The 26,136-nt window shown below is 43.4% G+C and carries 21 protein-coding genes, 2 tRNA genes and 1 pseudogene; 16 read left to right on the top strand and 8 right to left on the bottom strand.

Going from position 1 to position 26,136, the window contains the following annotated elements; all coding sequences use genetic code 11:
- The first annotated feature begins 229 nt into the window (after window positions 1-229).
- Together D908_RS09215 and D908_RS09220 are read left to right on the top strand one after the other, a co-directional pair.
- Entirely contained in the window at window positions 230-1,852 is a 1,623-nt protein-coding gene (locus D908_RS09215) for a methyl-accepting chemotaxis protein (protein ID WP_005524627.1), read from the top strand.
- 319 nt (window positions 1,853-2,171) lie between these two features.
- Window positions 2,172-3,794: a methyl-accepting chemotaxis protein gene (locus D908_RS09220; protein WP_005524626.1), complete on the top strand. Its 1,623-nt coding sequence runs from the start codon at window positions 2,172-2,174 to the stop codon at window positions 3,792-3,794.
- A gap of 63 nt (window positions 3,795-3,857) precedes the next feature.
- Here D908_RS09220 and D908_RS09225 read toward each other — a convergent pair whose 3' ends face one another.
- Together D908_RS09225 and D908_RS09230 are read right to left on the bottom strand one after the other, a co-directional pair.
- Window positions 3,858-4,655, bottom strand: a complete 798-nt coding sequence (locus D908_RS09225) for an EAL domain-containing protein (protein ID WP_000244524.1) — start codon at window positions 4,653-4,655, stop codon at window positions 3,858-3,860.
- A 393-nt stretch (window positions 4,656-5,048) separates the two neighbouring features.
- Window positions 5,049-5,684, bottom strand: a complete 636-nt coding sequence (locus D908_RS09230) for a hypothetical protein (protein WP_000923235.1) — start codon at window positions 5,682-5,684, stop codon at window positions 5,049-5,051.
- 388 nt (window positions 5,685-6,072) lie between these two features.
- On the opposite strand from D908_RS09230, the gene D908_RS09235 reads away from it, so the two are divergent.
- Window positions 6,073-6,618 carry a cytochrome b gene (locus D908_RS09235; protein ID WP_001065872.1) on the top strand — a complete coding sequence of 182 codons (546 nt, stop codon included), beginning with the start codon at window positions 6,073-6,075 and terminating at the stop codon, window positions 6,616-6,618.
- 12 nt (window positions 6,619-6,630) lie between these two features.
- Entirely contained in the window at window positions 6,631-7,185 is a 555-nt protein-coding gene (locus D908_RS09240) for a YceI family protein (RefSeq protein WP_005524624.1), read from the top strand.
- A 125-nt stretch (window positions 7,186-7,310) separates the two neighbouring features.
- On the opposite strand, the gene focA is transcribed toward D908_RS09240, so the two are convergent.
- Complete coding sequence (gene focA / locus D908_RS09245; RefSeq protein ID WP_005524622.1) at window positions 7,311-8,762, bottom strand: formate transporter FocA; 1,452 nt, start codon at window positions 8,760-8,762, stop codon at window positions 7,311-7,313.
- Between the two features lie 216 nt (window positions 8,763-8,978).
- On the opposite strand from focA, the gene D908_RS09250 reads away from it, so the two are divergent.
- Window positions 8,979-9,884: a LysR substrate-binding domain-containing protein gene (locus D908_RS09250; RefSeq protein WP_001270754.1), complete on the top strand. Its 906-nt coding sequence runs from the start codon at window positions 8,979-8,981 to the stop codon at window positions 9,882-9,884.
- A gap of 175 nt (window positions 9,885-10,059) precedes the next feature.
- Window positions 10,060-10,557 carry a DUF1097 domain-containing protein gene (locus D908_RS09255; RefSeq protein ID WP_005524620.1) on the top strand — a complete coding sequence of 166 codons (498 nt, stop codon included), beginning with the start codon at window positions 10,060-10,062 and terminating at the stop codon, window positions 10,555-10,557.
- Between the two features lie 126 nt (window positions 10,558-10,683).
- On the opposite strand, the gene D908_RS09260 is transcribed toward D908_RS09255, so the two are convergent.
- Window positions 10,684-12,315, bottom strand: coding sequence for an ATP-dependent endonuclease (locus tag D908_RS09260; protein ID WP_005524618.1), 1,632 nt, complete (start codon window positions 12,313-12,315; stop codon window positions 10,684-10,686).
- 262 nt (window positions 12,316-12,577) lie between these two features.
- Between D908_RS09260 and D908_RS09265 the strand changes: the two genes are divergently transcribed.
- From D908_RS09265 to D908_RS09275, 3 genes and pseudogenes are all read left to right on the top strand, one after another.
- Window positions 12,578-14,320: a bifunctional metallophosphatase/5'-nucleotidase gene (locus D908_RS09265; protein WP_005524616.1), complete on the top strand. Its 1,743-nt coding sequence runs from the start codon at window positions 12,578-12,580 to the stop codon at window positions 14,318-14,320.
- 500 nt (window positions 14,321-14,820) lie between these two features.
- A pseudogene (locus D908_RS09270) lies at window positions 14,821-15,776 on the top strand (TerC/Alx family metal homeostasis membrane protein).
- 289 nt (window positions 15,777-16,065) lie between these two features.
- A complete protein-coding gene (locus D908_RS09275) occupies window positions 16,066-16,254 on the top strand; it encodes a hypothetical protein (protein WP_000035886.1) in 189 nt (62 codons plus the stop codon).
- Between the two features lie 154 nt (window positions 16,255-16,408).
- On the opposite strand, the gene D908_RS09280 is transcribed toward D908_RS09275, so the two are convergent.
- Window positions 16,409-16,975 (bottom strand): PhnA domain-containing protein, encoded by a 567-nt coding sequence (locus tag D908_RS09280; protein WP_000102408.1) that lies wholly within the window; start codon window positions 16,973-16,975, stop codon window positions 16,409-16,411.
- Between the two features lie 192 nt (window positions 16,976-17,167).
- Here D908_RS09280 and D908_RS09285 point away from each other — a divergent pair, with 192 nt between their 5' ends.
- Complete coding sequence (locus tag D908_RS09285) at window positions 17,168-18,250, top strand: site-2 protease family protein (protein WP_000421300.1); 1,083 nt, start codon at window positions 17,168-17,170, stop codon at window positions 18,248-18,250.
- A 64-nt stretch (window positions 18,251-18,314) separates the two neighbouring features.
- Here D908_RS09285 and D908_RS09290 read toward each other — a convergent pair whose 3' ends face one another.
- Window positions 18,315-18,500, bottom strand: a complete 186-nt coding sequence (locus tag D908_RS09290) for a hypothetical protein (protein ID WP_005524613.1) — start codon at window positions 18,498-18,500, stop codon at window positions 18,315-18,317.
- A gap of 266 nt (window positions 18,501-18,766) precedes the next feature.
- Here D908_RS09290 and D908_RS09295 point away from each other — a divergent pair, with 266 nt between their 5' ends.
- The gene (locus D908_RS09295) at window positions 18,767-19,102 is read left to right on the top strand and encodes a hypothetical protein (protein ID WP_005524611.1); all 336 of its coding nucleotides are present in this window, start codon (window positions 18,767-18,769) and stop codon (window positions 19,100-19,102) included.
- A gap of 57 nt (window positions 19,103-19,159) precedes the next feature.
- Here the strand turns inward: D908_RS09295 and D908_RS09300 are convergent, their stop codons facing one another.
- Together D908_RS09300 and D908_RS09305 are read right to left on the bottom strand one after the other, a co-directional pair.
- Window positions 19,160-21,517 carry a fatty acid cis/trans isomerase gene (locus D908_RS09300; RefSeq protein ID WP_032467602.1) on the bottom strand — a complete coding sequence of 786 codons (2,358 nt, stop codon included), beginning with the start codon at window positions 21,515-21,517 and terminating at the stop codon, window positions 19,160-19,162.
- 151 nt (window positions 21,518-21,668) lie between these two features.
- Window positions 21,669-22,901, bottom strand: coding sequence for an L-lactate MFS transporter (locus tag D908_RS09305; RefSeq protein WP_000034183.1), 1,233 nt, complete (start codon window positions 22,899-22,901; stop codon window positions 21,669-21,671).
- Window positions 22,902-23,377: 476 nt separating this feature from the next.
- Here D908_RS09305 and D908_RS09310 point away from each other — a divergent pair, with 476 nt between their 5' ends.
- From D908_RS09310 to D908_RS09330, 5 genes are all read left to right on the top strand, one after another.
- The gene (locus tag D908_RS09310) at window positions 23,378-23,920 is read left to right on the top strand and encodes a DUF3332 domain-containing protein (RefSeq protein ID WP_005516641.1); all 543 of its coding nucleotides are present in this window, start codon (window positions 23,378-23,380) and stop codon (window positions 23,918-23,920) included.
- Between the two features lie 202 nt (window positions 23,921-24,122).
- Entirely contained in the window at window positions 24,123-25,508 is a 1,386-nt protein-coding gene (locus D908_RS09315; protein WP_005524605.1) for a transporter substrate-binding domain-containing diguanylate cyclase, read from the top strand.
- A 124-nt stretch (window positions 25,509-25,632) separates the two neighbouring features.
- A tRNA-Gly gene (locus tag D908_RS09320) sits at window positions 25,633-25,707 on the top strand.
- A gap of 13 nt (window positions 25,708-25,720) precedes the next feature.
- A tRNA-Thr gene (locus tag D908_RS09325) sits at window positions 25,721-25,796 on the top strand.
- A gap of 114 nt (window positions 25,797-25,910) precedes the next feature.
- Window positions 25,911-26,136: GTP-binding protein (locus tag D908_RS09330; protein WP_005524604.1), on the top strand; the 226-nt coding region annotated here is incomplete at its 3' end.

Raw genomic sequence — 26,136 nt, 5'->3', positions numbered from 1 at the left:
CAAAGTAGCTTTAAACATTGATTGTCAACCAGACGCAAACACCGGGGGAGTATGCTGTCTATTGCCAGAAGTGTAAAGAAACACAAGAGATAAACTTTGTTGAATATGACATTTGGGTCAAAAGCGCCCCAGATTAGCTCTAAGGCTAGAGCTTAATCTTCATGCACCTCAAAGAAATAGTATCGAACAACATTGAAAATCGTGCAGTCATTCATTTTTGGAGGCTGTAATGAAGATTCAGTATAAATTAACAATTCCGTTGGGATTGATTCTGATGACTTTTCTCGTGGTTTCATACATCAACTTATCCCAATCCCATAAACAAAATGAGATCACAGGAGCATTAAATAACGAAATTTACCCAGTAATGATGAGTCTTGAAGATGCCTATCGAGACTTATATCAGACAAGTGACGCTGCACAAGGTCTGCTGCTTGCTAGATCGGCTGATGAGATCAGTTACCTTAATAATGAGTTCAAGATCAATACTGATAAAACTGTTCAACGAATGGCAAAGGTGAAGGAGTTAATTGACAGTGGCTTATTAGAGAAAGACAAAAGCTATCCATTAAATCAGTTGTTAGATAACACAACAAAATGGATTGACTTGTACCGGCCAATGTTTGAGAAGCCAGAACAAGCTGAGGTTTATTACCGAAAACACCAACAGCAAATCCATGATGAATTTGTAGTGATTCGGGCACTACTTAAAGAGTTCAGTGTCGCAATGGATGAGCTATTGGAAGCTTTAAACAATGATTACCAAGCGATCGAAGAATTCAACGATAAAGTACTATTTGTTGGATTAGCCGCTGTTCTGTTAAGCGCCATTATGGCTTATTGGGGAATTCAACGTTTTGTTGTTAAGCCTATAAAACATATTGAAAGCGCGATGGCTGATATTGCTCAAGGTGAAGGTGATTTATCTCGACGCTTAGATGTGGCCAGCAATGATGAATTGGGGCAACTATCCGCCGCATTCAACCAATTTGTATCTCGCATTCATAACACGATCAGTGAAGTGGTTGGTGTAACAGTGAGTCTGCGTGAAGAGATGCAGCACATTCTTAAATCAACTCAGCAGATCAACTCGTTTGCTTCTGGGCAGCAACAAGAAAGTGATGCTGTTGCTGCAGCTGTTAATGAAATGCAAGCAACCAGTCAATCAGTCAGTGACAGTGCGAATCAAGCAGCACAATCTAGCCAAAAAGCGGATCATCAAGTTGAACAGACTCAGCAAACTGTGCGACATACTGTTGAATCAATCGAACATTTATCAGCAGAAATTCAGAGCGCTACACAAGTTATCAATCAGTTGGATCACGAGGTAAACAGCATTGCTTCAGTGCTGGATGTGATTCGTGGGATCGCAGAGCAGACAAACTTGTTAGCATTGAATGCGGCAATTGAAGCAGCTCGTGCGGGTGAGCAAGGTCGTGGTTTTGCTGTAGTTGCTGATGAAGTTCGTTCACTTGCGAGTCGAACTCAAGACAGTACGGGTGAAATACAGCATATGATTGAGAAACTGCAACAAGGCGCAAGACAAGCGGTTGATGTAATGTCTCGCAGTGCTGAAAGCCGTAATAAAACCTTGGAAAATGCGGATAAGACGAAACAATCACTCCAACATATTGAGACGTCTATTACCCATATGAATGATATGAATACACAGATTGCGTCAGCTTCAGAACAACAGAGTGTGGTGAGTGCTGAAGTGAACCTGAACATTCAAAATATTGCGGACAGCTCAAAACAGATGGTGGGCATGGTTCGTCAGGCGCAATCAGCTTGTGAGAGTTTAAGCATGCAGTGTGAGCATCTCGATAAGCTGGTAGGAAGATTTAAAGTTTAATTCTTCTCATCAAAAATAGAAAAAGGCTGGTTCCGTGTTCAGATTTTTCGACAAAGAAAGATTCGTACCAACGGGACCAGCTGTGCATGAATGAGTATACTCATCCTGCATATCGATGATTTGTGGCCGAGTATGCTTTCTTTTGTACTATTGAAGATACAACTCGTTGGTTTTTTGGTCATTTTTGATTGTAAAATAATCGGTTGAGTCGAAAAGATCTCACAAAACATAAAATTAATGTGCAAATTATTGCATTCATCAGGGATTTGTTGGATTGTGTTTTACAAAATAGAATCTCATTCTAAAGTTGGATGCAATGATGAAAATTCAATACAAACTGACTATACCTGTTGCAATTATTCTAATAACTTTTTTATTGGTTTCTTTGGTGAATTTTTCACAGTCTCGTAAGCAAAGTGAGATTGCAGATGCGCTTAATCACAAGATCTACCCTGTCGTGTTGAGCCTTGAAGATGCGTATCGTGACCTGTACCAAACCAATAATGCCGCTCAAGGACTACTGCTTTCTTCTACTGATGAAGAAATTCGTTACCATTCAGAAGAGTTTGAAGACAATGCTTATAAAGCGATTCCTCGTATGGAGAAGGTACAAACTCTGATTGATGCGGGTATGCTGCCTAAATCGATGGCAGTTGAATTGAGAACTCTTACGGACATTACGGCTCGTTGGATTAAGCTTTACGAACCATTGTTTAAATCCCCTCAAACAGCTCACCAGTATTACGCTTCATCACAACAAAACATACTCGATGACTTTGTTGTTATAAGAGAGCAACTGAAAAAAATCAGCGGCTCGATAGAAGAAGAACTCGCCATTCTTAATAAAGAGTACTCAAAAAGCCAAAACTTCAGTGAAACCATATTATTCATTGGTCTCTTTGCCGTACTTGCCAGCGTGGCGGTTGCGTATTGGAGTATTCTACGCTTCGTAGCTAAACCCATTAAACAAATTGAAAGTGCGATGGCCGACATTGCGCTAGGTGAAGGGGACTTATCTCGACGCTTAGAAGTGACCAGCAACGATGAATTGGGACAGCTATCCGCCGCATTTAACCAATTCGTATCTCGCATTCATAACACGATCAGTGAAGTGGTTGGTGTAACAGTGAGTCTGCGTGAAGAGATGCAGCATATTCTTAAGTCAACTCAGCAGATCAACTCGTTTGCTTCTGGGCAGCAACAAGAAAGTGATGCTGTTGCTGCGGCTGTTAATGAAATGCAAGCAACCAGTCAATCAGTCAGTGACAGTGCGAATCAAGCGGCACAATCTAGCCAAAAAGCGGATCATCAAGTTGAACAGACTCAGCAAACTGTGCGACATACTGTTGAATCAATCGAACATTTATCAGCAGAAATTCAGAGCGCTACACAAGTGATCAATCAGTTGGATCACGAGGTAAATAGCATTGCTTCAGTGCTGGATGTGATTCGTGGGATCGCAGAGCAGACAAACTTGTTAGCATTGAATGCGGCAATTGAAGCAGCTCGCGCGGGTGAGCAAGGTCGTGGTTTTGCTGTGGTCGCCGATGAAGTTCGTTCACTTGCGAGTCGTACTCAAGACAGTACGGGTGAAATACAGCATATGATCGAGAAACTGCAACAAGGCGCAAGACAAGCGGTTGATGTAATGTCTCGCAGTGCTGAAAGCCGTAATAAAACCTTGGAAAATGCGGATAAGACAACGCAATCACTCCAACATATTGAGACGTCTATTACCCATATGAATGATATGAACACACAGATTGCGTCAGCCTCAGAGCAACAGAGTGTGGTGAGTGCTGAAGTTAACTTGAACATTCAAAATATTGCGGACAGTTCAAAACAGATGGTGGGCATGGTTCGTCAGGCGCAATCAGCTTGTGAAAGCTTAAGCATGCAGTGTGAGCATCTCGATAAGCTGGTCGGGAGATTTAAAGTTTAATCCTGCTCATCAAAATAGAAAAAAGGGAGATATAAATCTCCCTTTTTTAATCCAGTGTAGCTGTCAATTGGCATTCACAACTTTTACCGTTTGGGCTATCCCTTCAGGCAAAGCTAGGTAGTAGCCTTGATACATGTGAATATCGAGTTTTTGCATAGCGGCTAACTGTTCCGCCGTTTCTATACCTTCCACTACCGTGTGTGCCCCCGTATTATTTGCCAATTTCAGCCCTGCAAGCAAACCACAACAATCACCAGCCATAAAGTCTAACAAAAGTTGTCTATCAAATTTAATGATATTGGGGCACAACATGGCTACACGCGCTGGTGTAGAAGCTTTGCAGCCGAAATCGTCAATCGCGATTTGAAAGCCATTCGCTGCTAGTCTTTCTGTAGCAACTTGCAGCATATTTTCATCGCCAGATTCGACTTCAACCAATTCCATAACGATTCTTTGGTGCGGAATATTCAGTTCAGCGAGGCGAGTAGCAAGCAGGGTGGTACTGATATCGCAATAGGCAAACTGCTCACCCGCTACAGGTAAAACATTCAGGAATAAACGAGAGTCTCTATAAGGTGAAAGATTGAAGTTACGAATATGAATAGCTCGGCTAAGGCGCTCAACGTTTAATTTGTCATCATCAGAAAACGTATCTGAGTGAAAAAAAATATCAGGTCGAATTTGAGAATGTTGCGGAGTGAAGATACGAACTAACGCTTCAGCACCGACGATTTGATGCTGCTTATCGAAGATAGGTTGAAAGACACTACGGAGTGTAAATTCGTTATATCTTGCATAATACTCTCCGTCCTCATCGTAGTGGATGCAGTCGAGAAATTGTTGTTTATCAGTCAGAACCATACAAATTGAGCATCCTTGGGTAAGAACAGCGCAATGCTTCCCAGAAGTATTTTTTTTGACGTACGCCATGTTATTGGCGAAACGTTCATTCTGTCAAATAGGAAGTCATACGATAACATGAAGTGTAACAGTCGATTTTTGCGTTAAATTAAGCTTTATTTAATCTCAATCAAATGTACTAGTCCTTCAACAACACCTTAAATTACATAGCCTTAGTATGAGATGATAAGGGTCACATAAATATTCGCTGAAAATGCATTAATTGATGATATTGCGGTGCTCAATGGATATGGCTGTGTACAGTGAGCAAAAAGGTTTTATAAATATCGACGCGGTTCACTCTTTTCTTGTGATGCCAATGAAGAGACTACTTAAAAGCAAGAATGCAAACGATTAATTCCACTGTAAAACGGCATAGAGTTGAATGTATTTTCGTACTAGTTGCTGGTTCTTAGAGCGCTTGAGTGGATGCCCGAACTTAATAAAACAAGGGCTGATCTGGTAATAATGCTCCAACGTCTGAGTCAATTGGGAATCACTTTCTTGTAAGGCAATTCCTTGTGCATGGTATTCATCCATTTCATCTGGCAGTTGGCCAGTCCACCAATGCAGTAGTTCTCGACTTTTCTGGCTACGCCCCATCCAATGATCGCTTAACAGCAGCAGTAGATCGTTTGGTTGAATAGCAAATGCATACTCTTGTTTCCACTGGCTGATATCACGCATGAGTTTTGCTCGACAGGCCTTGCCAGCACTCATTAAATGGTGCGTTAAGATCCAGACCGTACCGGCATCACTTGAAACACGGAAATGATGTGGGAGATCGCGTTGAAACGTGGATTCAATCGGTGTGTATTCGCAGGGATGACCAAACTCACTCAATGTGCGCGCAAGGCGTCTAGCGAATGCTAAACCTAAATGGTGTTCACTCATTCCTTGGTTATGAATGGTGGGGTAGTGTTTCTCACATAATCTGAGGCAATCAACCTGAAATTCATTGACACTTTGCGTGACGATATCCAGTAGCAAGATGTTGTTCTCCCTTACAAAAGCCAAGCAAGATTAGCACAGTTACATTTTGTCACTAGTAGCAAACCGTGACTTCTTGATCTCAAGCGCCTTTCTTTAGCACAAACAAATATTTGTTATCAACGATGATGAAACATATCTGGTTTATATCTTGTTACAACTCTGCAATGAATCTTACAGGCATAAATAACTCATATTAAATGAACACGAAGCAAGAGCAGGCAAGCCTAGACAGCTTTTTTGCAAAAGTTCGTTCTAAATTTTTGATGTACTTCTTCAGTCTGGTTGGCTATGCGGAGCGTAAAATTTGGTAAATACTCTTTCGCGAAGAATTGTTAACCAATAAGCTACATGTGCGTAACCAAAATATTATATGAGTAATAGCGTAATGAATAACTCAAACAGCCAACACTATAACTTGGTAGCACGCAGTATCCATTGGGTATCTGCATTGGTCATTATCGGTATGTTTGCCGTTGGAATTTGGATGGTCGATCTTTCTTACTACAGCGAATGGTATCGCACTGCGCCACATTGGCATAAATCAGTGGGGTTATTGCTGGTTGGATTGACTCTATTTCGTCTTATTTGGAAGGCACTAACGTCATCACCAAAATTGGAAGGCGCACGTTGGGAAGTGTTAACGGCTAAAAGTGTTCATCATTTGATGTATGTCGGGCTCTTCGTGCTATTCGTTTCTGGTTACCTTATCTCAACGGAAGATGGTCGAGGAATTGAGGTATTCAATTGGTTCACTGTTCCCGGTGCGGGAGCTCTTTTTGAAAACCAAGCTGATATAGCAGGAGATATTCATTTCTATACTGCTTGGGGCTTGATCATTCTCGCGGTATTACATGCTGTCGCCGCACTTAAACATCACTTTATTAATCGCGATAACACACTACGTAAAATGCTGACAGGAGCATCAAAATGAAAAAAAACACTAATGGCAGTTGGTCTTGCTGCAGTCATGTCAATTCCATTCGCAGCCAATGCGGCTGACTATGTGATTGATACTAAAGGCGCGCATGCTTCAATCAACTTCAAAGTAAACCACTTGGGTTACAGCTATATCAAAGGACGATTCAATAAATTTGATGGTGAGTTTTCTTTTGATCCTGCCAACATCGCGGCTTCTAGCGTTATGGTTAACGTAGATACTCGCAGCCTAGACTCAAACCATGCTGAACGTGATAAACACATCCGCAGTGCTGACTTTATCGATGCTTCTAAATATGCAACTGCGACATTCAAGAGCACTGAAGTGGTTGATAAAGGCAATGGTCAGTTGGAAGTGAAAGGTGATTTGACCCTGCATGGTCAAACTAAACCTATCGTGATCAATGCTGACTTTGTTGGTGCAGGACAAGATCCATGGGGCGGCCAACGCGCGGGTTTCATGGGTACTACACGCCTAGAATTGAAAGATTTCGGTATTCAAGTAATGGGTGCTTCAAGCTATGTTGACATGGAACTCCATGTTGAAGGTGTTCAAAAGTAATCCATTTACATTCTGAATCTCAACTCATTGACTGGCTCAGGTGAGTTGATCAAAAAGCCCCCTAGCATGCTAGGGGGCTTGTTTTGGTTAAGCGACTTATTTCCTAACCAAAATGAGGGAGAAGATTAAGCGCGTGCCAGCTCTTTCTCTTTCACAACATGAACTCGCTCACCGTAAATGGGTCGTAGGGCATCCAACACATCATTGCGTTCTAGAACACCGACAAACTGACCATTTTGTAGTACCGGCAACATATGTGGTTTATTGACTTTTAAGCTTTTAGCACGCTCTTCGAGAGAGAGGGAGCTAAAGCGAGTAGCAATCCCCATGCTTGTAGTTGGGAATAATTGTTCTTTATCGATACAGAAGAATTCAGCCACATCAACCAACTTATCATTCACATCAATTGCGATTACGTCACGCGTCATCAGGTCAACCACTTTCTGATCTTTGCTTGGTAGATAGTCTTGGCACCATAAATCAACCATCACATCATGAGCTGACAGAACGCCAACCAAACGACCTTGAACATCAACTACCGGAGCCGCAGATAAATGGTGGTCGAGTAGGGTGTCGATCGCTGCTGGAGTTGTCATATCAACGCTGAGAGTCACAGGTTGAGTGTTCATCATATCTTTAACGGTAATTGTGTTTTTCATAATAGTTTCCTTGACTGACGTAAGTGCTTGGGTTTCAGTAATGGTGGCAATGTTGGCGGCTTTTAACTGAGGACGACGGTAAATACTCCAGTTCGCTAATCCCACCAGTACTGCGCCGCCGACAATGTTGCCGAGGGTGACCGGAATTAAATTGGCAGTAACAAATTGAGTGACATTCAAATCGCTGTATTGGCTGGCGGAAACGCCGACTTGTTGCCAAAAACTCTCAGGAGCGAAGTTTTGGATCACAATGCCCAGCGGTACCATAAACATGTTGGCGACACAGTGCTCGAAACCGCTGGAGACAAACATGGCAACTGGCATGATGGTCATTGCTGCTTTGGTCATAGCATTGGCAGAACTGAAAGTAAGCCATATTGCTAAACAAACCAGTAGGTTACACAAAACACCCAGTGCAAAGGCTTGTATCACTGTGTGGTGAAGTTTGTGTTGCGCGATATTCAGCGCATTCAATCCCCATTGGCCGTTATCGAGCTGGTAGAGTCCAGCTGCGGTTACCAGCAGCAGTAGAAAAATCGCACCGATGAAGTTACCGACGTAAACCTTGCCCCAGATTGACAACATTTTTCCGAAGCTGATTTCGCGGTTTGCCCATGAAATGCTGGACAACACAGAGCTCGTGAACAACTCGCCACCACAGATGACGATCAAAATCAGCCCCATACTGAACGCAACACCACCCGCAAGGCGACTCAATCCCCAACCAGCAGAAGCGCTGCCTGTGGTGACTGTGATGTAGAACAGAAAAGCCAAACCGATAAAAGTTCCCGCCATAACCGATAGACCTAAAATCATACCGCTGGTTTTTTTGGCTTTGCTCAGCGCGAACTTTTCTGCTTCCGCCATCATTTCTGTGGGTGAAAAGCAGTTTTGATTTTTAGAGTAGGCTGCAGACATATTCGCTCCCCAAACTCAATTTCATGTTTACCTCCGTTTAATCAACAACGCCTGATGCGTTGCTTCGACATCAGATTAGGGGGAGCGGACATTAAAGGTAAAATTGATAATTTTTAAAAACCTCATCAATTATGTTGATAAGGCAGTATGGAGGCGTACAATGAAACCGCTTGCTCATAGGGAGCGAAACGATTAATTAAAAGAATAGGATAGGCAGTGCGGTATTCATTAAAGCAATTAGCGGTATTTGATGCAGTTGCTGATTGTGGCAGTGTCAGTCAGGCTGCGGATAAGCTGGCTCTCACTCAATCAGCCACTAGCATGTCTTTAGCTCAGTTGGAAAAAATGTTAGGTCGTCCTCTGTTTGAAAGGCAAGGCAAACAGATGGCATTAACGCACTGGGGCATGTGGCTTCGCCCCAAAGCAAAACGCTTGCTACAAGATGCTCAGCAGATCGAAATGGGCTTTTACGATCAGCATTTACTCAGTGGTGAAATACGCTTAGGGGCAAGCCAAACTCCTGCGGAACATTTAGTTCCTGATCTCATCAGCATTATTGATAGCGACTTTCCGGAGATCCGAATTTCACTGGGTGTAAAGAGCACCAAAGGTGTGATTGAAGGCGTTCTTGATTATAAATATGACCTTGGCATTATCGAAGGTCGCTGTGACGATAACCGCATTTACCAAGAAGTGTGGTGTCGTGACCATTTAACTATTGTTGCGTCTGCACATCATCCATTTGCCAAACGTGAATCGGTTAGCTTAGCTCAGCTTGAGCAGGCCAAATGGGTTTTGCGTGAGCAGGGGGCGGGTACACGCAATATTTTTGATAGTGTTATTCATCCATTAATCGCTGACTTAGACGTATGGCGTGAATATGAACACGTTCCTGTACTGCGTACACTGGTCGCCAATGGCCCCTATCTGACCTGTTTACCTTATTTGGATGTGGAACGCTTTATCGAGAGTGGATTGCTGGTTGCGTTGAATGTTCCTGAGCTCAATATGGAGCGTACGCTTTCGTTTATCTGGCGAGCAGATATGGAGGAGAATCCTCTTGCGGAGTGTATTAAACGTGAAGGATTACGCATGATGAAAGGCAAACCAAGTGTCTTATAAGCATTATCATATTTTCTGAATCTGTTGATTTATCGGTTGCGTCACCAAATGATTGCAATGGAATGACCACTATTCATTTTAATGTGATTTTAGTCACCTATTGATGCGTTCTATTTCGTTAGCATATCGCCTTGATTCACGAACGCTGAATGACATTCAGCATCATGAGGCGGATATGAGCACATTGTTTGCGATTGCACTGACCACTGGCATTCTTTCCGGCGTTTGGGGCTGGGTTGCTGTTTCGCTTGGCTTACTTTCTTGGGCAGGTTTTTTAGGCTGTACCAGCTACTTTGCTTCACCCAAAGACGGGCTAAAAGGGTTGGGGCAAAGCTTACTGACTAACCTAAGTGGCGTTTTCTGGGCTATGGTGATTATTCATGCTAGCCAATGGGTTGGTTTGGAAATCATCGGTTACGTTGTGACGTCAATAGTAGCCTTTATGATGTGCATTCAAGCGAAAAAATCATGGCTTGCTTATATCCCAGGTACTTTTATTGGTTCTTGCGCCACATTTGCGGCAGATGGTGATTGGCAACTGGTTGTTCCGTCGCTGATTTTAGGGGGCTTATTTGGTTACCTGATGAAAGCCAGCGGACTCTGGCTATATCAAAAGCTCAATCAACCTCGCACCGTTCAAACTGAAGCAGCAAGTGAAATTGCTTCTCGATAGAAAGTAAAAACACAAATTACCCCTGATAATTCGTATCGACAGAATGATTGGATACCGCCACACCTGTAAAGGTGTGGCTTTTTTATTACTCAGTGAAAGAGGTCAAAAGAGTAATAGCCAAAATAGCTAAGTGTTGCCGTTGGCCATTGTGATCACACGTTTTAATGTCCAGCGTAGCAGCACAGGAATACATTCCATTCCGTTAGCTTCGCAATGTGAAACGATAGCCAAAGCCAAATCAGGTTTTGCATGTTTTTTGAGTACCTTAGATACCACTTTTTTAGCGGGAATAGGGTGATCGTGCGGGATTTTAACCAGCTCTTTAAAGAAGTACTCAAAACCGTGCGTGTATAGGAAATGCTCGATGTCTCGATCTGGCAATTCAGTCAGTCGATGGCGTTCTTGATCGTGGCCAAGCAAGCCTCGAACTGTCGCAGAGTATTTTTTTCCCGCAGGGTCGCCATCTGTGACCACATGCCAATCAATTCCAAAAGCGCGAGCCACTTTGATGAGTGATTTCAGCCCAGACTGAGCAAATTCGATGATCTGTACACCTTCGGCTGCCAAGTTATAACCACACTGACGTGCCAATTCGTTAAATAGCCAAACTTCCGTTTCCCCTTCAACGAGCAACCAACAGCGAGCAAACAGAGCGCCAGAACGGTGAAAACGGATATGAAAGCCAATTCGTCGTAATTCATCGCGGCTTAAACTGCGATGGGAAACTCGGGTCGCAATGGTGCGATCGGACTTTCTGACCAATCGACGAATTGAATGTAAAGGCACGGCACCAAGCAAATCACTACTGTTGGTCGTGAGGATTTTTTGCATAGGCAGCAAATCTAAGAAGCTCCATGCGCGTGCTAGATGAGTTGGGTGCAAACGACCTTCAGGATCTTCGATGATCAGAATTGGGCGGGCGCAGCGTCGTAACTCTTTGGGGCCTTTACCTTGCAAATAGGCGTTTAGCAGACCGAGCAGCAGGAGCTTAGTCTGTTTATTTTTAGTCTCATTAACAATTTGACTAAAGCTCTTTTCACTGGAAGAAGCAGCATAAAGCAGGCTATCTCTTTCTCGGCGTGGGTTTTTGCGAGTCTGACTTTTGAATGAGAAGTAGTGCTCAACCAGTGAATTCATTGCGCCAAGACTGCTGCGAATTTCTCCCTTATTAACATGACCCGGTGTGGCCATAAGACGTCGCCAAGTGTTACTGATCCGTTTTTCAACTCGAGCATTCTTACCATTACCGTTCGTTACTGCTTTTTCAAAGCGTCGTGAGTCCTTCAAGCGAATCACAGGATGCAGACTCATTAACTCTTGAGCCAATTTCTCCGAGTGATGTAAAGCAATAGGATTGCCTTCTAAATCCAAAAATGCGTATTGAGTGGTGATGTCGTACTTCACTCGAGAAGCACTGATTCGATAAATGATTTTATGCGAGCCTTGTTCATCCATTTGCCAGATCGGTTTGAGTTTGCGATATCGTCCAGCCTTAGGTTCATGAGGATCAGAGGCACTAAAGACAAGAATGATCTGCAAATGTTGGGTTTGCGGGTCTGCAATTGAATAATCAACATGGAAATCTTGCAAAGCAAACTGGTAGAGGGTTCCATCCGCAGGTAACACCACGGACAACGCATCAAGCAAGGAAGATTTACCCCAAGTGTTTTCCCCAATCAGGGTTGTAATCTCATCAAAGGTCAGTGATAGGCGGCGGATGCCACGGAAACCAGCGATTTCAATTCGCTCTAAATGCATAGGCTGCTCCTTAGATTCCTCAAAAGCGAGCGTGATACGTGCTATCTAATGAGGTTTTCTTTAAGAATAAAGGAAAAACCTAATATAAGCAGGGTGTTAAGCTTTGGTTTTCCTATGAGAAGTCACACTTTGGGTATGAATCATGCTCGGAAAATGTGACACAAGTAATTTAATGTCACTAAAATTTCAGAGAGGTTTCATAAAAGTCACGATTCTGTCATGATCGGTGAGCTAGGATAGGAGTGGATAAGAGAGAAGACGTATGCCTATGAGAAGAAAAAATCAGCCAGCGTCGATCACGTTGGCACACATTAATGACACCCATTCCTACTTTGAACCCACCTCATTACAACTGACCCTTGAACATGAAGCGGATACTCTAAGACCGTTTGTGAGTGCAGGTGGTTTCGCACGTATTGCAACTCGTGTTGCACAGTTACGCGATGATGCACAGCGCATGCAACGCAGCTTTCTATTTTTGCATGCAGGGGACTGTTTCCAAGGAACACTTTATTTTTCGCTATTCAAGGGCAAAGCCAATGCCGACATGCTCAATGCCTTAAAACTAGATGCCATGGCTGTGGGTAACCATGAGTTGGATATGGGCAACTACCCGGTAGCGCAGTTTGCGCAGCGAATTCAGTTTCCATTGTTAGCGGGTAACTGGGATTTATCTCAGGAGCGTGAAAGTAAATCACTGCGCTTAGCAACCAATCCTAAGGTTTACAGCTATAACGCTGAGCAAGGCCATGCGCGCTGGATAGAAAAGGATGTCAATGGTGAGAAAATTGCCATCTTTGGCCTGTCGATAGATAAAATGGCAGATATTGCCAACCCGGATAGCGATACTCCTTTTGTCAATGCCATTGCCACGGCTAAAGCCAGCGTATCAGCAATTCATAAAGCAGGTATCAATAAAATTATTCTGTTGAGTCACTTAGGTTACGAAGGCGATATCGCTCTAGCGGAAGAAGTATCAGGGATCAGTGTGATTGTTGGCGGGCACAGCCATGTATTGCAGGGGGACTTCTCTGCACTTGGTATTGCTAGCCGTGATGAGTACGGTCTACGCATTAACAATACTTACATCGTACAGGCCGGATTGTATGCTTTGACGATTGGACATTGCCAAATTGACTTTGCTGCCGATGGACATGTGACCAAATTTGAAGGCCGCAATGAACTGCTATTAGGCCGACGCATGTTTGTTGATGCCAGCATGAGCGAAGTGCAAATGAGCAAGCGTTATAGTCAGGCTCGGGATGAAGTGGATAACCACCCCAACGTCGTGGTATGCAAGAAAGATCCTGCATTGCATAAATTACTGCAGGAAAAATACATTCCTAAAGTTCGCCAGTTACAACAACAGATCATCGCGCATGCTGATCAAACGTTACGTCATGTTCGTATTCCTGATGCGGAAGGCGGCAGCGAAATCGCACCACTTGTGGCAAAAGCTTTCGTACACGCATTGAATAAGCGAGGTTTGGATGTTCAGTTTGCTATTCATAATGCCGGTGGTGTACGTACCTCAATTTTGCCGGGTTCTATTTCAGTTGCCGATGTGGCAGGAAAACTTTTGCCCTTTGCCGTGCCGATTGGGGTTTATCAGGTGACTGGGCGTGTTATTGCTCGTGCCCTCGAAGGGGCGATAAACAACGCATTAAGTAATGGTGTAGTTGGAACAGGGTCAGGAAGCTACCCTTACTGCCACCAACTGCGTTACCAATACCTTGCCGATAAACCTTTAGGGCAGCGGATCGAGCAGTTGCAGATTCAACAAGAAGGGAAGTGGCAGCCTGTTGATTTTGATGCTTTATATTGGGGAACCTCATCGGCTTATACCATGAAAGGAAAAGAAGGCTATGATGCTTTGTTGGATATGGAGGGCGAGGGCATGGTGACTCAAGTTTCGATGGCCGATGCTTTCATCGAACTTCTCACTGATTGTCCTGGGCTATTAACCCATGAGTCGAATAATGCTTGTGAATGCGTTCATCACTAAAACTGATACTCCCGAACGATTTGCATTGATCAATCAGTTGTAAAGCGTATTGGCACGTAGCTTGCTTTGTTCTGCCTGGTTTCTGCTCAATTCTGCCGAGCAAGAGGGGGAGAACATGTTAAGTAAAGATTGGTTTGACACATTAGTCGTTGTGGCTTGGGTTGGTGTATGGTCCGCCCTGATTTATCTTTTGCCTTTTGCGGGTGTATAGATGAAGCCAAACATAGAAAGGAGCCGATTTTAGTGGCTCCTTTTTTATTGGACTAGACACTCTTCGGACACAGGCATAGAATGGCGGCGTTTGGGGAGTAGTCGCCTTAGGTTTATTTGTCGTCATCACGTTGAGAAGTACTCAACCGGCAAATATAAGTGCTGAAATCAAAGTTCAATACTTCGACGAGACCAACGCATTCAATACTGCATCAGTTGCAGTGATCATTGGTATGCGGAAGGTCTTGAGATTTGGTGACTTACCAAGATCTTCCGTTTTCGGAGGAAATATGTCCCCAATCACTTATCTCGGCTTTGGCTACTTACGTTAACTCTTGTGGCAGTCGATCTCTGGCAGACCCGTGGTGGTAATGTCACGATCAAAAAGGCCGCTATCTGGAGTCTATTCTGGTTCCTTCTTGCGTTTGTTTTTGCGGTAAGCCTTTATTACGGCTGGCAGTGGTATGCTCCCGAAAGCAGTTATAGTGCAGAGAAGGCGACACTCTCGTTTATTACCGGTTATCTGCTCGAAAAATCGTTGAGTGTCGATAACTTATTCGTGTTTGCCATTATTTTCCATCAATACGCAGTGCCAGAACATTTACGCCCTCGTGCTTTGCTGTGGGGGGTGATTGGTGCTTTGGTGCTACGGGCGATCATGATTGCAGTTGGTGCTCAACTGCTCAGTCAATATCACTGGATTCTGTATGTGTTCGCCTTGTTCCTGATTTGGACTGGTATTCAATTGGCACGAGATAAAGGTGAAGAGGCAATCAACCCGTTGCCAGAGCGATTAATTCGCCGCTGGTTTAAAGTGACTGACGATTATCAAGGCAATGCGCTAATCACAAAACAACAAGGCCACTGGTGGGTAACCCCAATGTTCATTGTGATTGGTGTAATCGCCTTTATGGACGTGATGTTTGCGCTTGATTCTATCCCTGCAATCTTTGCAGTTACACAAGAGCCATTTTTAGTGCTCGCCGCTAACGTGTTTGCACTGCTTGGATTACGATCGTTGTATTTTGTATTGCAGGGCATGATGGATAAATTTTTCTATCTTAAACCTGCGCTTGCTTTCATCATGGTGTTTATTGGTGTGAAAATGATGCTAGTGGGATCTCCATGGGCAATTCCAACACCGATCTCATTGTGTGTGTTACTTATTACTATGACGGTTGCCGTTATCGCTTCGGTTCATCGTGAACGGACACGACATAAGCTCATCAGCGAAAAAGCATCATAAACATAGCAAGTTACCTTCTCGTGCTACAGCACGGGGAGGTAAAAATATTTTGGTAAATAACTTGTTAACACATCAGTGATGCATAAATCTTACTTAATAGTTATGCGTAAAAAATGCCTAATATTCGAGCGTTTTGATTCATTTTTGCATATCTAAATTATGCCTTGTTAATACATTGTTTTATTAGTTTAACTAATTCGAAAAGGTAAAATTAGTCATTTTCTAACCGCTAAGTCATTGACTAATATTCACACCAACAAAGTAAGTGACCGATTCAAGAGAGGCTACCATGGCTCAGGCAATGCAAATGGGAACAATGACAGTCCCAACCTCTAAGGATAACAAAACCTACGCGGTTAACTTCAAAGGATTGATTGCTCATCTGCTCGACATTCTGTTTGTAGATAATGCTCCACGTCATTACTACGCCGCTGAAATGTCAGCACACATCCAAAAAGATGTGGGTTTATACCGTTAAGCTAAATGTAAGAGATAGTGAAAAGTCGGCAGTGAGCCGACTTTTTTGTTTCTTGAAGAGCGTGGTTTGCCACGAATATGCTTCAAATAAGAAAAAGCGCCTAAAGCGCTTTTTCTTATTATCTTAATCAAGCTTTAACAAGCTCAATCATCGATTATTTCTTACGGCAGTACTCAGCAATGATGTACATGGTTTGGCCGTTTACTTTGCCTTGAATGTGCTTTGGATCTTCAGTCAGAGCGATACCGCGCACAGCAGTACCTTGCTTGATCACCATGCTTGAGCCTTTCACTGGCAGATCTTTGATTACAGTAACATCGTCACCTTTTTTCAATTCAACACCATTCACGTCACGTGGCTTCTCAGCATCATCATCCATGCCGATTTCTGCCCATTTAGCGGTCTCTTCATCCAGATACATCATATCCAGCAGATCACGAGCCCAGCTTTCTGTTTCAGAAAGACGTTTTAGTTGGCGCCATGCTTGAACCTGAACCGGTTGAACTTGGCTCCACATGCTGTCATTCAGACAACGCCAGTGATTCATATCCACGGTTTCTGGGTTTTCGATTTGTCCTTTACAGGTGTCACAGAGCATCACAGCGTGATCTACAGTGACAAGTGCATGCGGTGCAACCACAAAAGGAGAAAGAGGAGCAGAGGCAGCGCAAAGCTCGCATTGTGATTGACAGCGTTCAAGTAAAGTTGCTTCAGTAGACATAGTACCCACCTTGTAAATAAATGTAAGCGCGTATTATCCATTTTAAGCTCAAAATTTAAAGGGATATTCGGTAATTTCATCCAAATCACTGCATTTCCTCGTCAATATCCAAGCCTAGGGAGGGGAAATTTCTGCTTCCTTTCAAGGCTTTCGGTATAATGCCGCATCATTTGTTGACCACTGGATTGAAATTTGGAACTGCTCTGCATTGATTATTTAGGTAAGCCATTACGACTTGAAGGGACGATGGCTGGTTGGCAGCAACTGTTTTGGAACAACATTCTGGTTGCACAGCGTCCAGCACAAGAAAAGCACCAAGGTGATATTCAGCACCATTTTCAACTGACCCAAGGTGAAAATGTTCTGGATTGCAGTTTAGAACTGGAGCTTTCATGGCAGCCGTTTGAGTTGAAGTACCAAACCAAACTCAACGGTGAGGTTGTTGCGCAAGGCGTTCGTAGTGAAAAAGATATTGAGCGCCAAACACCTTACGAAGCGCCTAAAGCAGAGCGAAGATTCAGTGTTGTTGGATTAGCCTCCTTGGCAATGAAAGCCCTCAAGAGCGCGAAGATGATCAAAGTGGTGATGGCCTCTGCCAGCCTTGCGGCTTATTCATGGTTATTCTCGTTTCAATTTGCTCTGGCGCTGATAGGTTGCTTGGTTTTTCATGAGTATGGCCATGTGAGAGCCATGAAATACTTTGGCATGAAAACCAAAGGGATCTATCTCGTTCCTTTTCTTGGTGGCCTTGCACTCAGTGATGAGAAAATTAATACCCGTTGGCAAGATGTCGTGATCTCAATCATGGGGCCTTGCTTTGGTTTTCTATTGTCACTGCTTTTAGTTGGTGTGTATTGGATCACCGATTCGCCTTTCTGGGCGGCACTCGCGGTATTCAACGCTTTTCTCAATTTGTTTAACTTATTGCCAGTACTGCCTTTGGATGGAGGGCATGTACTAAAAAGCGTGAGCTTTTCGATGAACAGTAAAGCTGGCGTGATTTTGTGTGCGCTGGCTATCCTTGGGGGGATCGCACTCAGTTACAGTTTAGGCTTAACACTGTTTGGCTTTTTACTGCTAATGGGATCGTTGGATATTATTTTTGAGTGGCGACAACGTCATCAAAGCCATCTACTTCCACTTAACCGTTACGCTCAGATTGTGTCTACCGTTTGGTACTTTGCACTAGTGAGTGGTTTGATGGCCATCATCATTGGTTTTGCTTCGAGTGGGGATACTCTGCTCAGTTTACCGTTGTTAATCCTTGGTACTTAGGTCTACACAAAGAAGCCGAATCATTATTGATTCGGCTTCTTCCACAGCTAAATAGATTGCGCGATTAACGCCAGTCATTATCCCAGTAGTCGCGACCTTCTGGTGCATAGGGTTCATCTGAACTAGGAATTTCGTTACCGCGTAACTGATCTAGTTGCTTTTCAAGTAAATTAACCGTGTCTAAATCACCTTCCGAGCAAGCAACATAGATTTCTTGCTCAATAGCTTCGATGCGTTCTCGTGTATTCATCTCATACCTCCTCCGTGTAGCATGGTTGGGATTAATGATGCCAATAGTGCTGACGCATGACTTAACCTTATACTTGACTAAGTGTAGTTCAGCATTCAATAGAGTGGTTCATCTACATTTTGAAAACAAGGAAACCTGACCTAATTACTCTTGATAAGTTCATAGTTTTCCAATAGTTCGTAATCATAAAATGTATCCTTGGACCAGTTTGCATAAATATTTGTGATAGTGTCCGCAAATAATTATTAGTCAATCGAGATTTATTCATGATCATTTTCGACACCGCATCCCTTCTCTACGTAGCTCAGTTTTTAGATAGTCATAGGGTTCATTTGAACGGTAATGTTTACTATGACGACGGTAAAGCAAAGCGATTAGTGATCGATGTGGACAGGATCTATGAAGACTTCGATGTAAGCGGAATGTTCCAAAGGGTGCAATTAGGTTATCGACTGATTTTTTCCGATGCGGAACTGAAGCTATCCATACACGATTCGACGATTGAGTTTTACGAAAAGAAGACCACTTCATTTACTGAGCAAGAATTAGAGGATGATCTTGCAGCTTGGATACAAGCTGGGGTGAATGACTATATGTTCTAATTAACACACATTAGTGAAAGAAAGTGCCCCATAGTGGCTATGGGGCATGGCTTAAAACTAGCGATTTTCGAAACGATTGTAATCCAGAAGTCCAAACTCAATCGGTTGATCTTGGCGATACCATTGATGAACTTTATCACTGAACGACCAAAACTCCGGTGAGCTACGACGTACCGCGAAGCGATCGAGTAGTGAGACGTAATCTTTTTCAGATTTCATGCCTGCAAGGCGCTGATAAAGCTCAGGAATCTGGCTCTCTTTGAGCCTTAAATAGGCTGAAGGATAACTACCAACTACGCCGCGTACCAAAGTCAGATCATCATTTTTCGGATCACGATTATTGTGTTCATCAAACAAGCTGGAAATGTTGGTGTGCGCATTGTTATGGATAAGTGTAAACAATTGAGATTCACCGCTTTCGCTTTCAATCATCAGCATCATGAGTTGTGGAATAGGTAGCAGACCTTCTCCTTGAAGGTGGTCAATTTGGCGTAATGCAAATTCATTTTCCGCTTTAAAACCAGTTTGAGTAATCGCATATCGGTTGCTCAACACAGGTTGAACTTGTGCACGCAATTTCGCAAACAACTCCAATTTTGGGTTATCAGTGGTGTATTTAACACTGGTCGGTTGGTCAAAGGGTTTTACGTTGCGCTGTAAGAAATCGGAAAACTGTACGCTTTGATCTTGGTACCAGCTCGATAGCTCTTGGTGACGAATATCTCGCGGTAGAAGAGCGACAAAATTACTTTCGCCTTCCATACGCAGGAAATCCATAAACATGCGAGTAATAAGCTGGTGCCCAAAGTTTCCGTACACGTCAAAACCAGCCACGAGTAAGTAATGGATGCGCTCAAGCAACGCATAGTCCATCACCCAAGCAGTTTTAGGCGGCTCCCCAACCAATCCTTGCACTACAGAAGCGCTATCAAAATGGCGGAAAATGGTTAAAGCGGCATTTGGATTAGTCCCTGCACCGTCCCAAATAATATCGGTGGTTAGATGCGTCCCATCTTTAAACCATTGATTAATGAACTCAGATTTTGCTTCTAAGTATCGGGTTTGTTGCAAGGAATAGCGAACCCAGTTACTCAGTGGCAGCGCGGTATTTTCTTGTTCAGCAGGCAATTTTAAATTGTCGACTTGAGAGCGATAAAACTCATTAACCTCTGGCAGATCTGCCTTGTCTGGATCAAGGAAGAAAATCCAGAATCTGTCGTTAATTACGTTTAGCGCTAATTGACCGCGACAAACTGGTCCTTTGATAAAGGCCATGACTGTATTTTGCGCGTTATCAAGCAAAAACTTAAAACGTGCTTTCACTGGCAGGTCAATAAAGGCAGACATTGGGTTGGCCGCAATCTGCGGATCGTAACTCGGTAACTCTGCAACTTTGTAGTCGGCATCAATAAACCAAGCTTTCCAGTTTTCAATACGTTGCTGATTAAGAGCAAACGGCATGTGCGTTTTATCCACAATCGTTTCTTGCTCTGGAATCAGGCGATAATAAACTCGCTCGATGCCCGGATCGTCATAAGGACGGCGCGTAGCAATGCGCTTAACCGGTTGGCCTGGTGGAGTCGATGAACGCACTAAAGTGAAGAAGCGTGGACGCTCTTCTGCAGTCTCTGAGAAAAACAGGTGCGATAGGAATAAATGTTCGTATATGTAGCGCGCGGTGAGTTGATTTTTCCGTGCACTGTGATTAAACAAAGCTTCGTATTGATCAACCAGAGTTTGTTCTTGTTTGGTCAGTGGAAGATGCTGATTCATCACGGCACCATCTTGTAGCCAAGACATTAAGGTCGCGTACTCTTTGGCAGACAAATTCGGCATCCCAAACGGCATTCCCCAGTTGGGATTGGTCTGCTCGTAATGATCAAACTCATCAATCGTTGGACAAGTTTGTTCTCTATCAATTGAAAAATCGAAACCTTCCAGTTGATCTTGCTGCGGTAGTGGATGACGATCTTTTTGCATCAACAGACGAGCCATTACGCCCGCATCAAGGTTTGCTTGTGCGGTTTGATCTCGTTCATTGAGAACTGGATGAAAACCGACATCTCGCCACTCTTGCGTAAATTGAGCATCTTCATAAAGGCGAGTAGGGGCCGCAGCAGTAAGGCGAGTACCTTGATAAACCTGAGTTTTAGTCGCACCACGGTCAATACCTTCCGCTGAAGTCATTTTTAACTGGCAAGGTGCATCATAGCAGGCATGGCATACCACACATCGGTTATCGAGTATGGGTTTAACTTCATTTAAGAAATATTGTGCTTGGCTAGATTGCAGAGGAAGTTGTCTTTCTCGGACGCTTTGACTGCCAAACAACTGGTCATAATTGATACCTGCATACATGGCACAACCTGAAAAAAGCGTTACGACAAGCAGAAGAATTGAGGATTTGAAATTCATAATTGCAAAATGAAATAAGACAATGGGTGAATTAAAGCAAAGGAAGTAGGGAGATGTCCAACTTGCGGCACTTTTACAATGTAAATAGGGCAGAAAAGCAAAGAGCCTGACAACGTCAGGCTCTTTAGAAGAATCGAGATAACTCAGGAGCTTATGCTGTTTGCAGTTGCGCGACTTTCTCAGCAGAGATTGGCTTGGTGATCAGCGCGAGAACAATACAAACGGCCATCATGCCAGCTGAAATTGTGTAGGCTAAGGTATAACCGCCACCATGAGTCATTGAATAACCAACAACAGCAGCACCAATAGCGCCACCAATACCCCAAGAGGTATAAAGTACACCGTAGTTAGTGCCGTAGTTTTTCAAGCCGTAAAATTCAGCGGTGATCGATGGGAATACAGCCAGCAAAGTACCGTAACCAACTGCCGCAATAGCAGTACCAATGATTAATGTGAACTCAGAATCAAATGAGGCAAACAGCACCATATTCGCACCTTGCAACAAGAACGCGAGAAGTAGGGTACGTACACCACCAATCTTATCTGACAGGATACCAGCAGCAATACGGCCACCAGAGTTGAAAATGGCCAAAATTGACGCGAGGTAAACTGCGTTTGGCAGATTTGCCTGAACGCTTGCGATGTTCGTGATGTTACCGATGATCATCAAACCAACAGAAGCCGCTAGAGCATACATTAACCACAGAGCATAAAATTGTGGTGTTTTCAGCATGGCTTTCCAGCTTAGGTTTGCTGCTTTAGCAACAACTTTAGCTTCTTGACCCGCTTTCAGTTTTGGTTCAGCCGGTACATAACCCGCAGGTGGATTGTTAATGGTGCAAGCTAAAGGTACAGCAATCGCTAGTACACCAGCACCAAGAATCATGAAACTGGTTTGGATGCCAAGATGAGTGATCAGAGTTGAGGTCAGTGGAGCAAGGTAAATCGCTGCCAAGCCAAAACCTGCCGCAATCAGGCCGTTAACCATGCCTTTCTTGCTTGGGTGGAACCATTTCATCGCTGATGGCGAAAGACAAGCGTAGCCAAAACCGATACCAGCGCCTGTGATCACACCGAAAGTGATGTTGAGCATCAATACAGAAGAAGCAAAACCAGAGGCAATCATGCCAAGGCCTGTCAGGGTAGTACCTAGGATTAGGATATTACGTGGACCCATACGATCTTGCAGAATGCCGGCAACTAAAAGACAGACAGAGAAAGCGATGGTTGCGATAGCATAGGGAGAAGAGGCATCGGCTGCACTCCAGCCAAAGTCTGTAACTAGGGCTTTGTTAAATACGCTCCAGGCATAGAGAATGCCAAGACAAAGGTTGATACAGAAACCCGCCAGCAGAATGCGCATAGCTTTATCAATCTTGCTCATTGTTTGTGATACTCAATTAAAAATTAGGATAGGCAACCCCAGTTACGGGGTATTTGTTCAAAATAACTTTGCAAAATTCAACTCTTTTGGCAAAGCGCGCGGATTATAACCAATACCCTTGTGATTGGAATCACTTTTTTCAGACCAGTAAAAAATAATTTTTGCTTGTTTCAGCATTGTTATGCTTGTGAATAAATACTGTGTTTTTTTATCCTCAGGAAAAAGTTCTCAATTGTCCTGTACCAACAGAAAAGAACGCATCAACCTAACTAAATCGCGTATTGCCAGTGTTTATAATGAATAAATTTCATCATTAAAATCGATGTTATTGTGTTGTTTTCAATTATCACTACTTGATATTGGTGACGGCAAACATAAATCACTTAGTCAAAAAATGGTTAATTCACTTTTTCATCTCTTCCTAAACAATGAAAAAACCTTACCATCGCCCACCTTTTCAATTGCGTGGAGATGATATGAATAAGCAAGCATTAAAAATTGCACTTGTCGCAGGACTAGGTGTGACCTCATTGACTGGTTGTATGGGGCAAATGGCCGCTACAGGGCTGGTTAATAAATTCAACTTAGAAGTTGTTGACAACCGTTATGCACGTGAAGGTTTGTTTTTACTACTTTCGCCAGTGTATGGTTTAACCAGTGCAGCCGATCTGTTTATTTTCAACTCAATTGAATTTTGGACAGGTAAGAACCCAATTTCAGGAAAATCACCTGCGGTTGTTGATATGCCTGCAAACGCGATCATTAAAGTGAATGGCCAATTGGATCGTTCTCTGACTGAGGCACCTTTACAAACCAATGTACTGCCAATCGAAAAAGCAACCATGCAGCAGATTGATCCACAAACTCTGCAAATGGAAGTTACCTATGTTGATGGCACACATAAAGTTTTACGCGGAGAAAAAGGGCAGGATGATGTCTCTTTTTATCTTGATGGTGAACTACTGACTGTCGTGAGTAATCAAGAGCTCAATGCTTACATCGAAGCGAGCCAAATCTAATCGCTTTCTTTACCTCCTGACGACTTACTTTATTGGTAGATTGCATTGCTACCGTAAAAGTCTGAATGGGGGTATAACCTCTCAATTTTGAAGGGATATTTGTATTCTTTCATACTCAATTCCATACTTTCTATCAGTTAATATTCGTGAAAAACTGACAACCTTTTTCCCGTTGGTAAGAATTATCAAGGATATCATGCGGATGGATCATCGCCGTTCACAAAAACTATCACTCATGTTGCTTGTGTTTTGCAGCTTTCTGTTCAGTTCAGTTGTGAACGCTGCTGAGCAAGAAAAACTGATTATTGCAAACTCTAAAGCGTGGAAACCTTATTCCTATATTGATGATCAGGGGAAACCTTCCGGTATTCTGATCGATTTCTGGCTGGCCTTTGGTCAAGTCAACAATGTCGATATTGAGTTCAAATTGATGGACTGGAATGATTCTTTAGAGGCAGTTAAGTATGGTAAAGCTGATATTCAAGCTGGATTAATCCGTTCACCATCAAGAGAAAAGTACCTCGATTTTGGAGAACCCTTGCTCGAAATCGATACACAATTGTATGTTCATCAACGCTTTCTTGGGGAAAAATTGGGGCAGCTGTTGGCTGGTAATTTGGATGTCGCCATTGGCATCGTTAAGGGAGGTTTTGAACAAGAATTTGCTCAAGAGCATTTCCCGCACATCGCGCTAACCGAGTACGTCAATAATGAGCTTTTGATGCAAGCCGTAAACAGGGGAGAGTTGGATGCTTTTATCGCGGATTCGCAAGTCGCGAATTTCTATATTGTGATCGCCGATGGAGCTAAAGAGTTTATGCCGGCACAATTTCTCTATTCAGCCGAACTTCGCCCTGCGGTAGCTAAAGACAATATGAGATTGTTGAACCAAATTGATGAAGGGTTTACACGGCTTACCACGAGCGAAAAAAACCGAATTTTGAGTCGCTGGGTGCACATTGAAACTGTTTATCCCCGATACCTAATACCAGGATTAGTCACTGGTACATTAATGGTCGTAATACTTTATGCGCTGCAATTGCGTCGAACCGTGAGGTTAAGGACGCGGCAACTTGAAGAAGCAAATCATAAGTTGACTCTTCTGTCTCAGACCGACAGTTTGACCGGAATACATAATCGCCATTATTTCTTTAACCAATTAACTAAAGAACGTGACCACTCAAAAAGCCTAACGCTAATGGTGTTTGATATCGATGACTTTAAAAGGATCAATGATACTTATGGTCATGGCGCAGGTGACAGCGCAATCTGCCTTATTACTGCTTGCGTGCGCTCAGCATTAGAGCCTGATATGGAATTTGCCAGAATAGGTGGTGAAGAGTTTGCCATTTTGGTGCACGGAAAAACGTCCGAAGCATCGCAACTGTTGGCTGAGCTTATTTGCCAGCGTATTGCAGAGAAAGAACTGATGATTTCCTCAAATACTTTTGTGACATTAACGATTAGCTTAGGTTGCGCTTTTTACCCTTCACCCACGGAGTCGCCAACACTGCATATGGCAGACAGTTTGATGTATGAAGCAAAAGGTAAGGGCAAGAACCAAGTTGTTTTCCGAGAATTGCTCTGAAAACGCTCTTTTTGTACCCACCGCCACGTTATTTGCTCAAGTCGTAATCAAACAGCATGCAAATGATTAAAAAGGGGTTTTCTTTTCTCAAGAGTGTGGCATATTAGCGACGTCACTTCGATGCGCGGGCATCGTATAATGGCTATTACCTCAGCCTTCCAAGCTGATGATGCGGGTTCGATTCCCGCTGCCCGCTCCACTCATTTTAGAGTGCTGATATAGCTCAGATGGTAGAGCGCATCCTTGGTAAGGATGAGGTCGGCAGTTCGATTCTGCCTATCAGCACCAGCTCTAATCACTCTAAGCAACATTTTCCTTTTGATATATACTTTACTACCGATATTTTTTTGGTTGCGTGGTCATCTCAAAAGCCACCTAAATCCGTACCTAGAGGGACAACTCATGTCTAAAGAGAAATTTGAACGTACGAAACCGCACGTAAACGTTGGTACTATCGGCCACGTTGACCACGGTAAAACAACTCTAACCGCAGCTATCTGTACTGTACTTGCAAAAGTATACGGCGGTAAAGCTCGTGACTTCGCGTCAATCGACAACGCACCAGAAGAGCGTGAGCGTGGTATTACAATCAATACTTCTCACGTAGAGTACGATACTCCAAACCGTC

The sequence above is a fragment of the Vibrio mimicus CAIM 602 genome, from assembly GCF_000338875.1.
Taxonomy (GTDB): Bacteria; Pseudomonadota; Gammaproteobacteria; order Enterobacterales; family Vibrionaceae; genus Vibrio; species Vibrio mimicus.
The sequence above is the reverse complement of the archived record's forward strand: the minus strand, read 5'-3'. Positions and strand labels throughout refer to the sequence as shown.

Bases quoted from the DNA above. Each gene is read 5' to 3' on its own strand.
- D908_RS09215 (WP_005524627.1), top strand. From the start codon at position 230: ATGAAGATTCAGTATAAATTAACAATTCCGTTGGGATTGATTCTGATG.
- D908_RS09240 (WP_005524624.1), top strand. From the start codon at position 6,631: ATGGCAGTTGGTCTTGCTGCAGTCATGTCAATTCCATTCGCAGCCAAT.
- D908_RS09275 (WP_000035886.1), top strand. From the start codon at position 16,066: ATGGCTCAGGCAATGCAAATGGGAACAATGACAGTCCCAACCTCTAAG.
- D908_RS09310 (WP_005516641.1), top strand. From the start codon at position 23,378: ATGAATAAGCAAGCATTAAAAATTGCACTTGTCGCAGGACTAGGTGTG.
- D908_RS09265 (WP_005524616.1), top strand. From the start codon at position 12,578: ATGCCTATGAGAAGAAAAAATCAGCCAGCGTCGATCACGTTGGCACAC.
- D908_RS09290 (WP_005524613.1), bottom strand. From the start codon at position 18,500: ATGAATACACGAGAACGCATCGAAGCTATTGAGCAAGAAATCTATGTT.
- D908_RS09260 (WP_005524618.1), bottom strand. From the start codon at position 12,315: ATGCATTTAGAGCGAATTGAAATCGCTGGTTTCCGTGGCATCCGCCGC.
- D908_RS09300 (WP_032467602.1), bottom strand. From the start codon at position 21,517: ATGAATTTCAAATCCTCAATTCTTCTGCTTGTCGTAACGCTTTTTTCA.
- D908_RS09280 (WP_000102408.1), bottom strand. From the start codon at position 16,975: ATGTCTACTGAAGCAACTTTACTTGAACGCTGTCAATCACAATGCGAG.
- D908_RS09305 (WP_000034183.1), bottom strand. From the start codon at position 22,901: ATGAGCAAGATTGATAAAGCTATGCGCATTCTGCTGGCGGGTTTCTGT.
- D908_RS09225 (WP_000244524.1), bottom strand. From the start codon at position 4,655: ATGGTTCTGACTGATAAACAACAATTTCTCGACTGCATCCACTACGAT.
- focA (WP_005524622.1), bottom strand. From the start codon at position 8,762: ATGTCTGCAGCCTACTCTAAAAATCAAAACTGCTTTTCACCCACAGAA.
- D908_RS09295 (WP_005524611.1), top strand. From the start codon at position 18,767: ATGATCATTTTCGACACCGCATCCCTTCTCTACGTAGCTCAGTTTTTA.
- D908_RS09315 (WP_005524605.1), top strand. From the start codon at position 24,123: ATGGATCATCGCCGTTCACAAAAACTATCACTCATGTTGCTTGTGTTT.
- D908_RS09255 (WP_005524620.1), top strand. From the start codon at position 10,060: ATGAGCACATTGTTTGCGATTGCACTGACCACTGGCATTCTTTCCGGC.
- D908_RS09235 (WP_001065872.1), top strand. From the start codon at position 6,073: ATGAATAACTCAAACAGCCAACACTATAACTTGGTAGCACGCAGTATC.
- D908_RS09220 (WP_005524626.1), top strand. From the start codon at position 2,172: ATGAAAATTCAATACAAACTGACTATACCTGTTGCAATTATTCTAATA.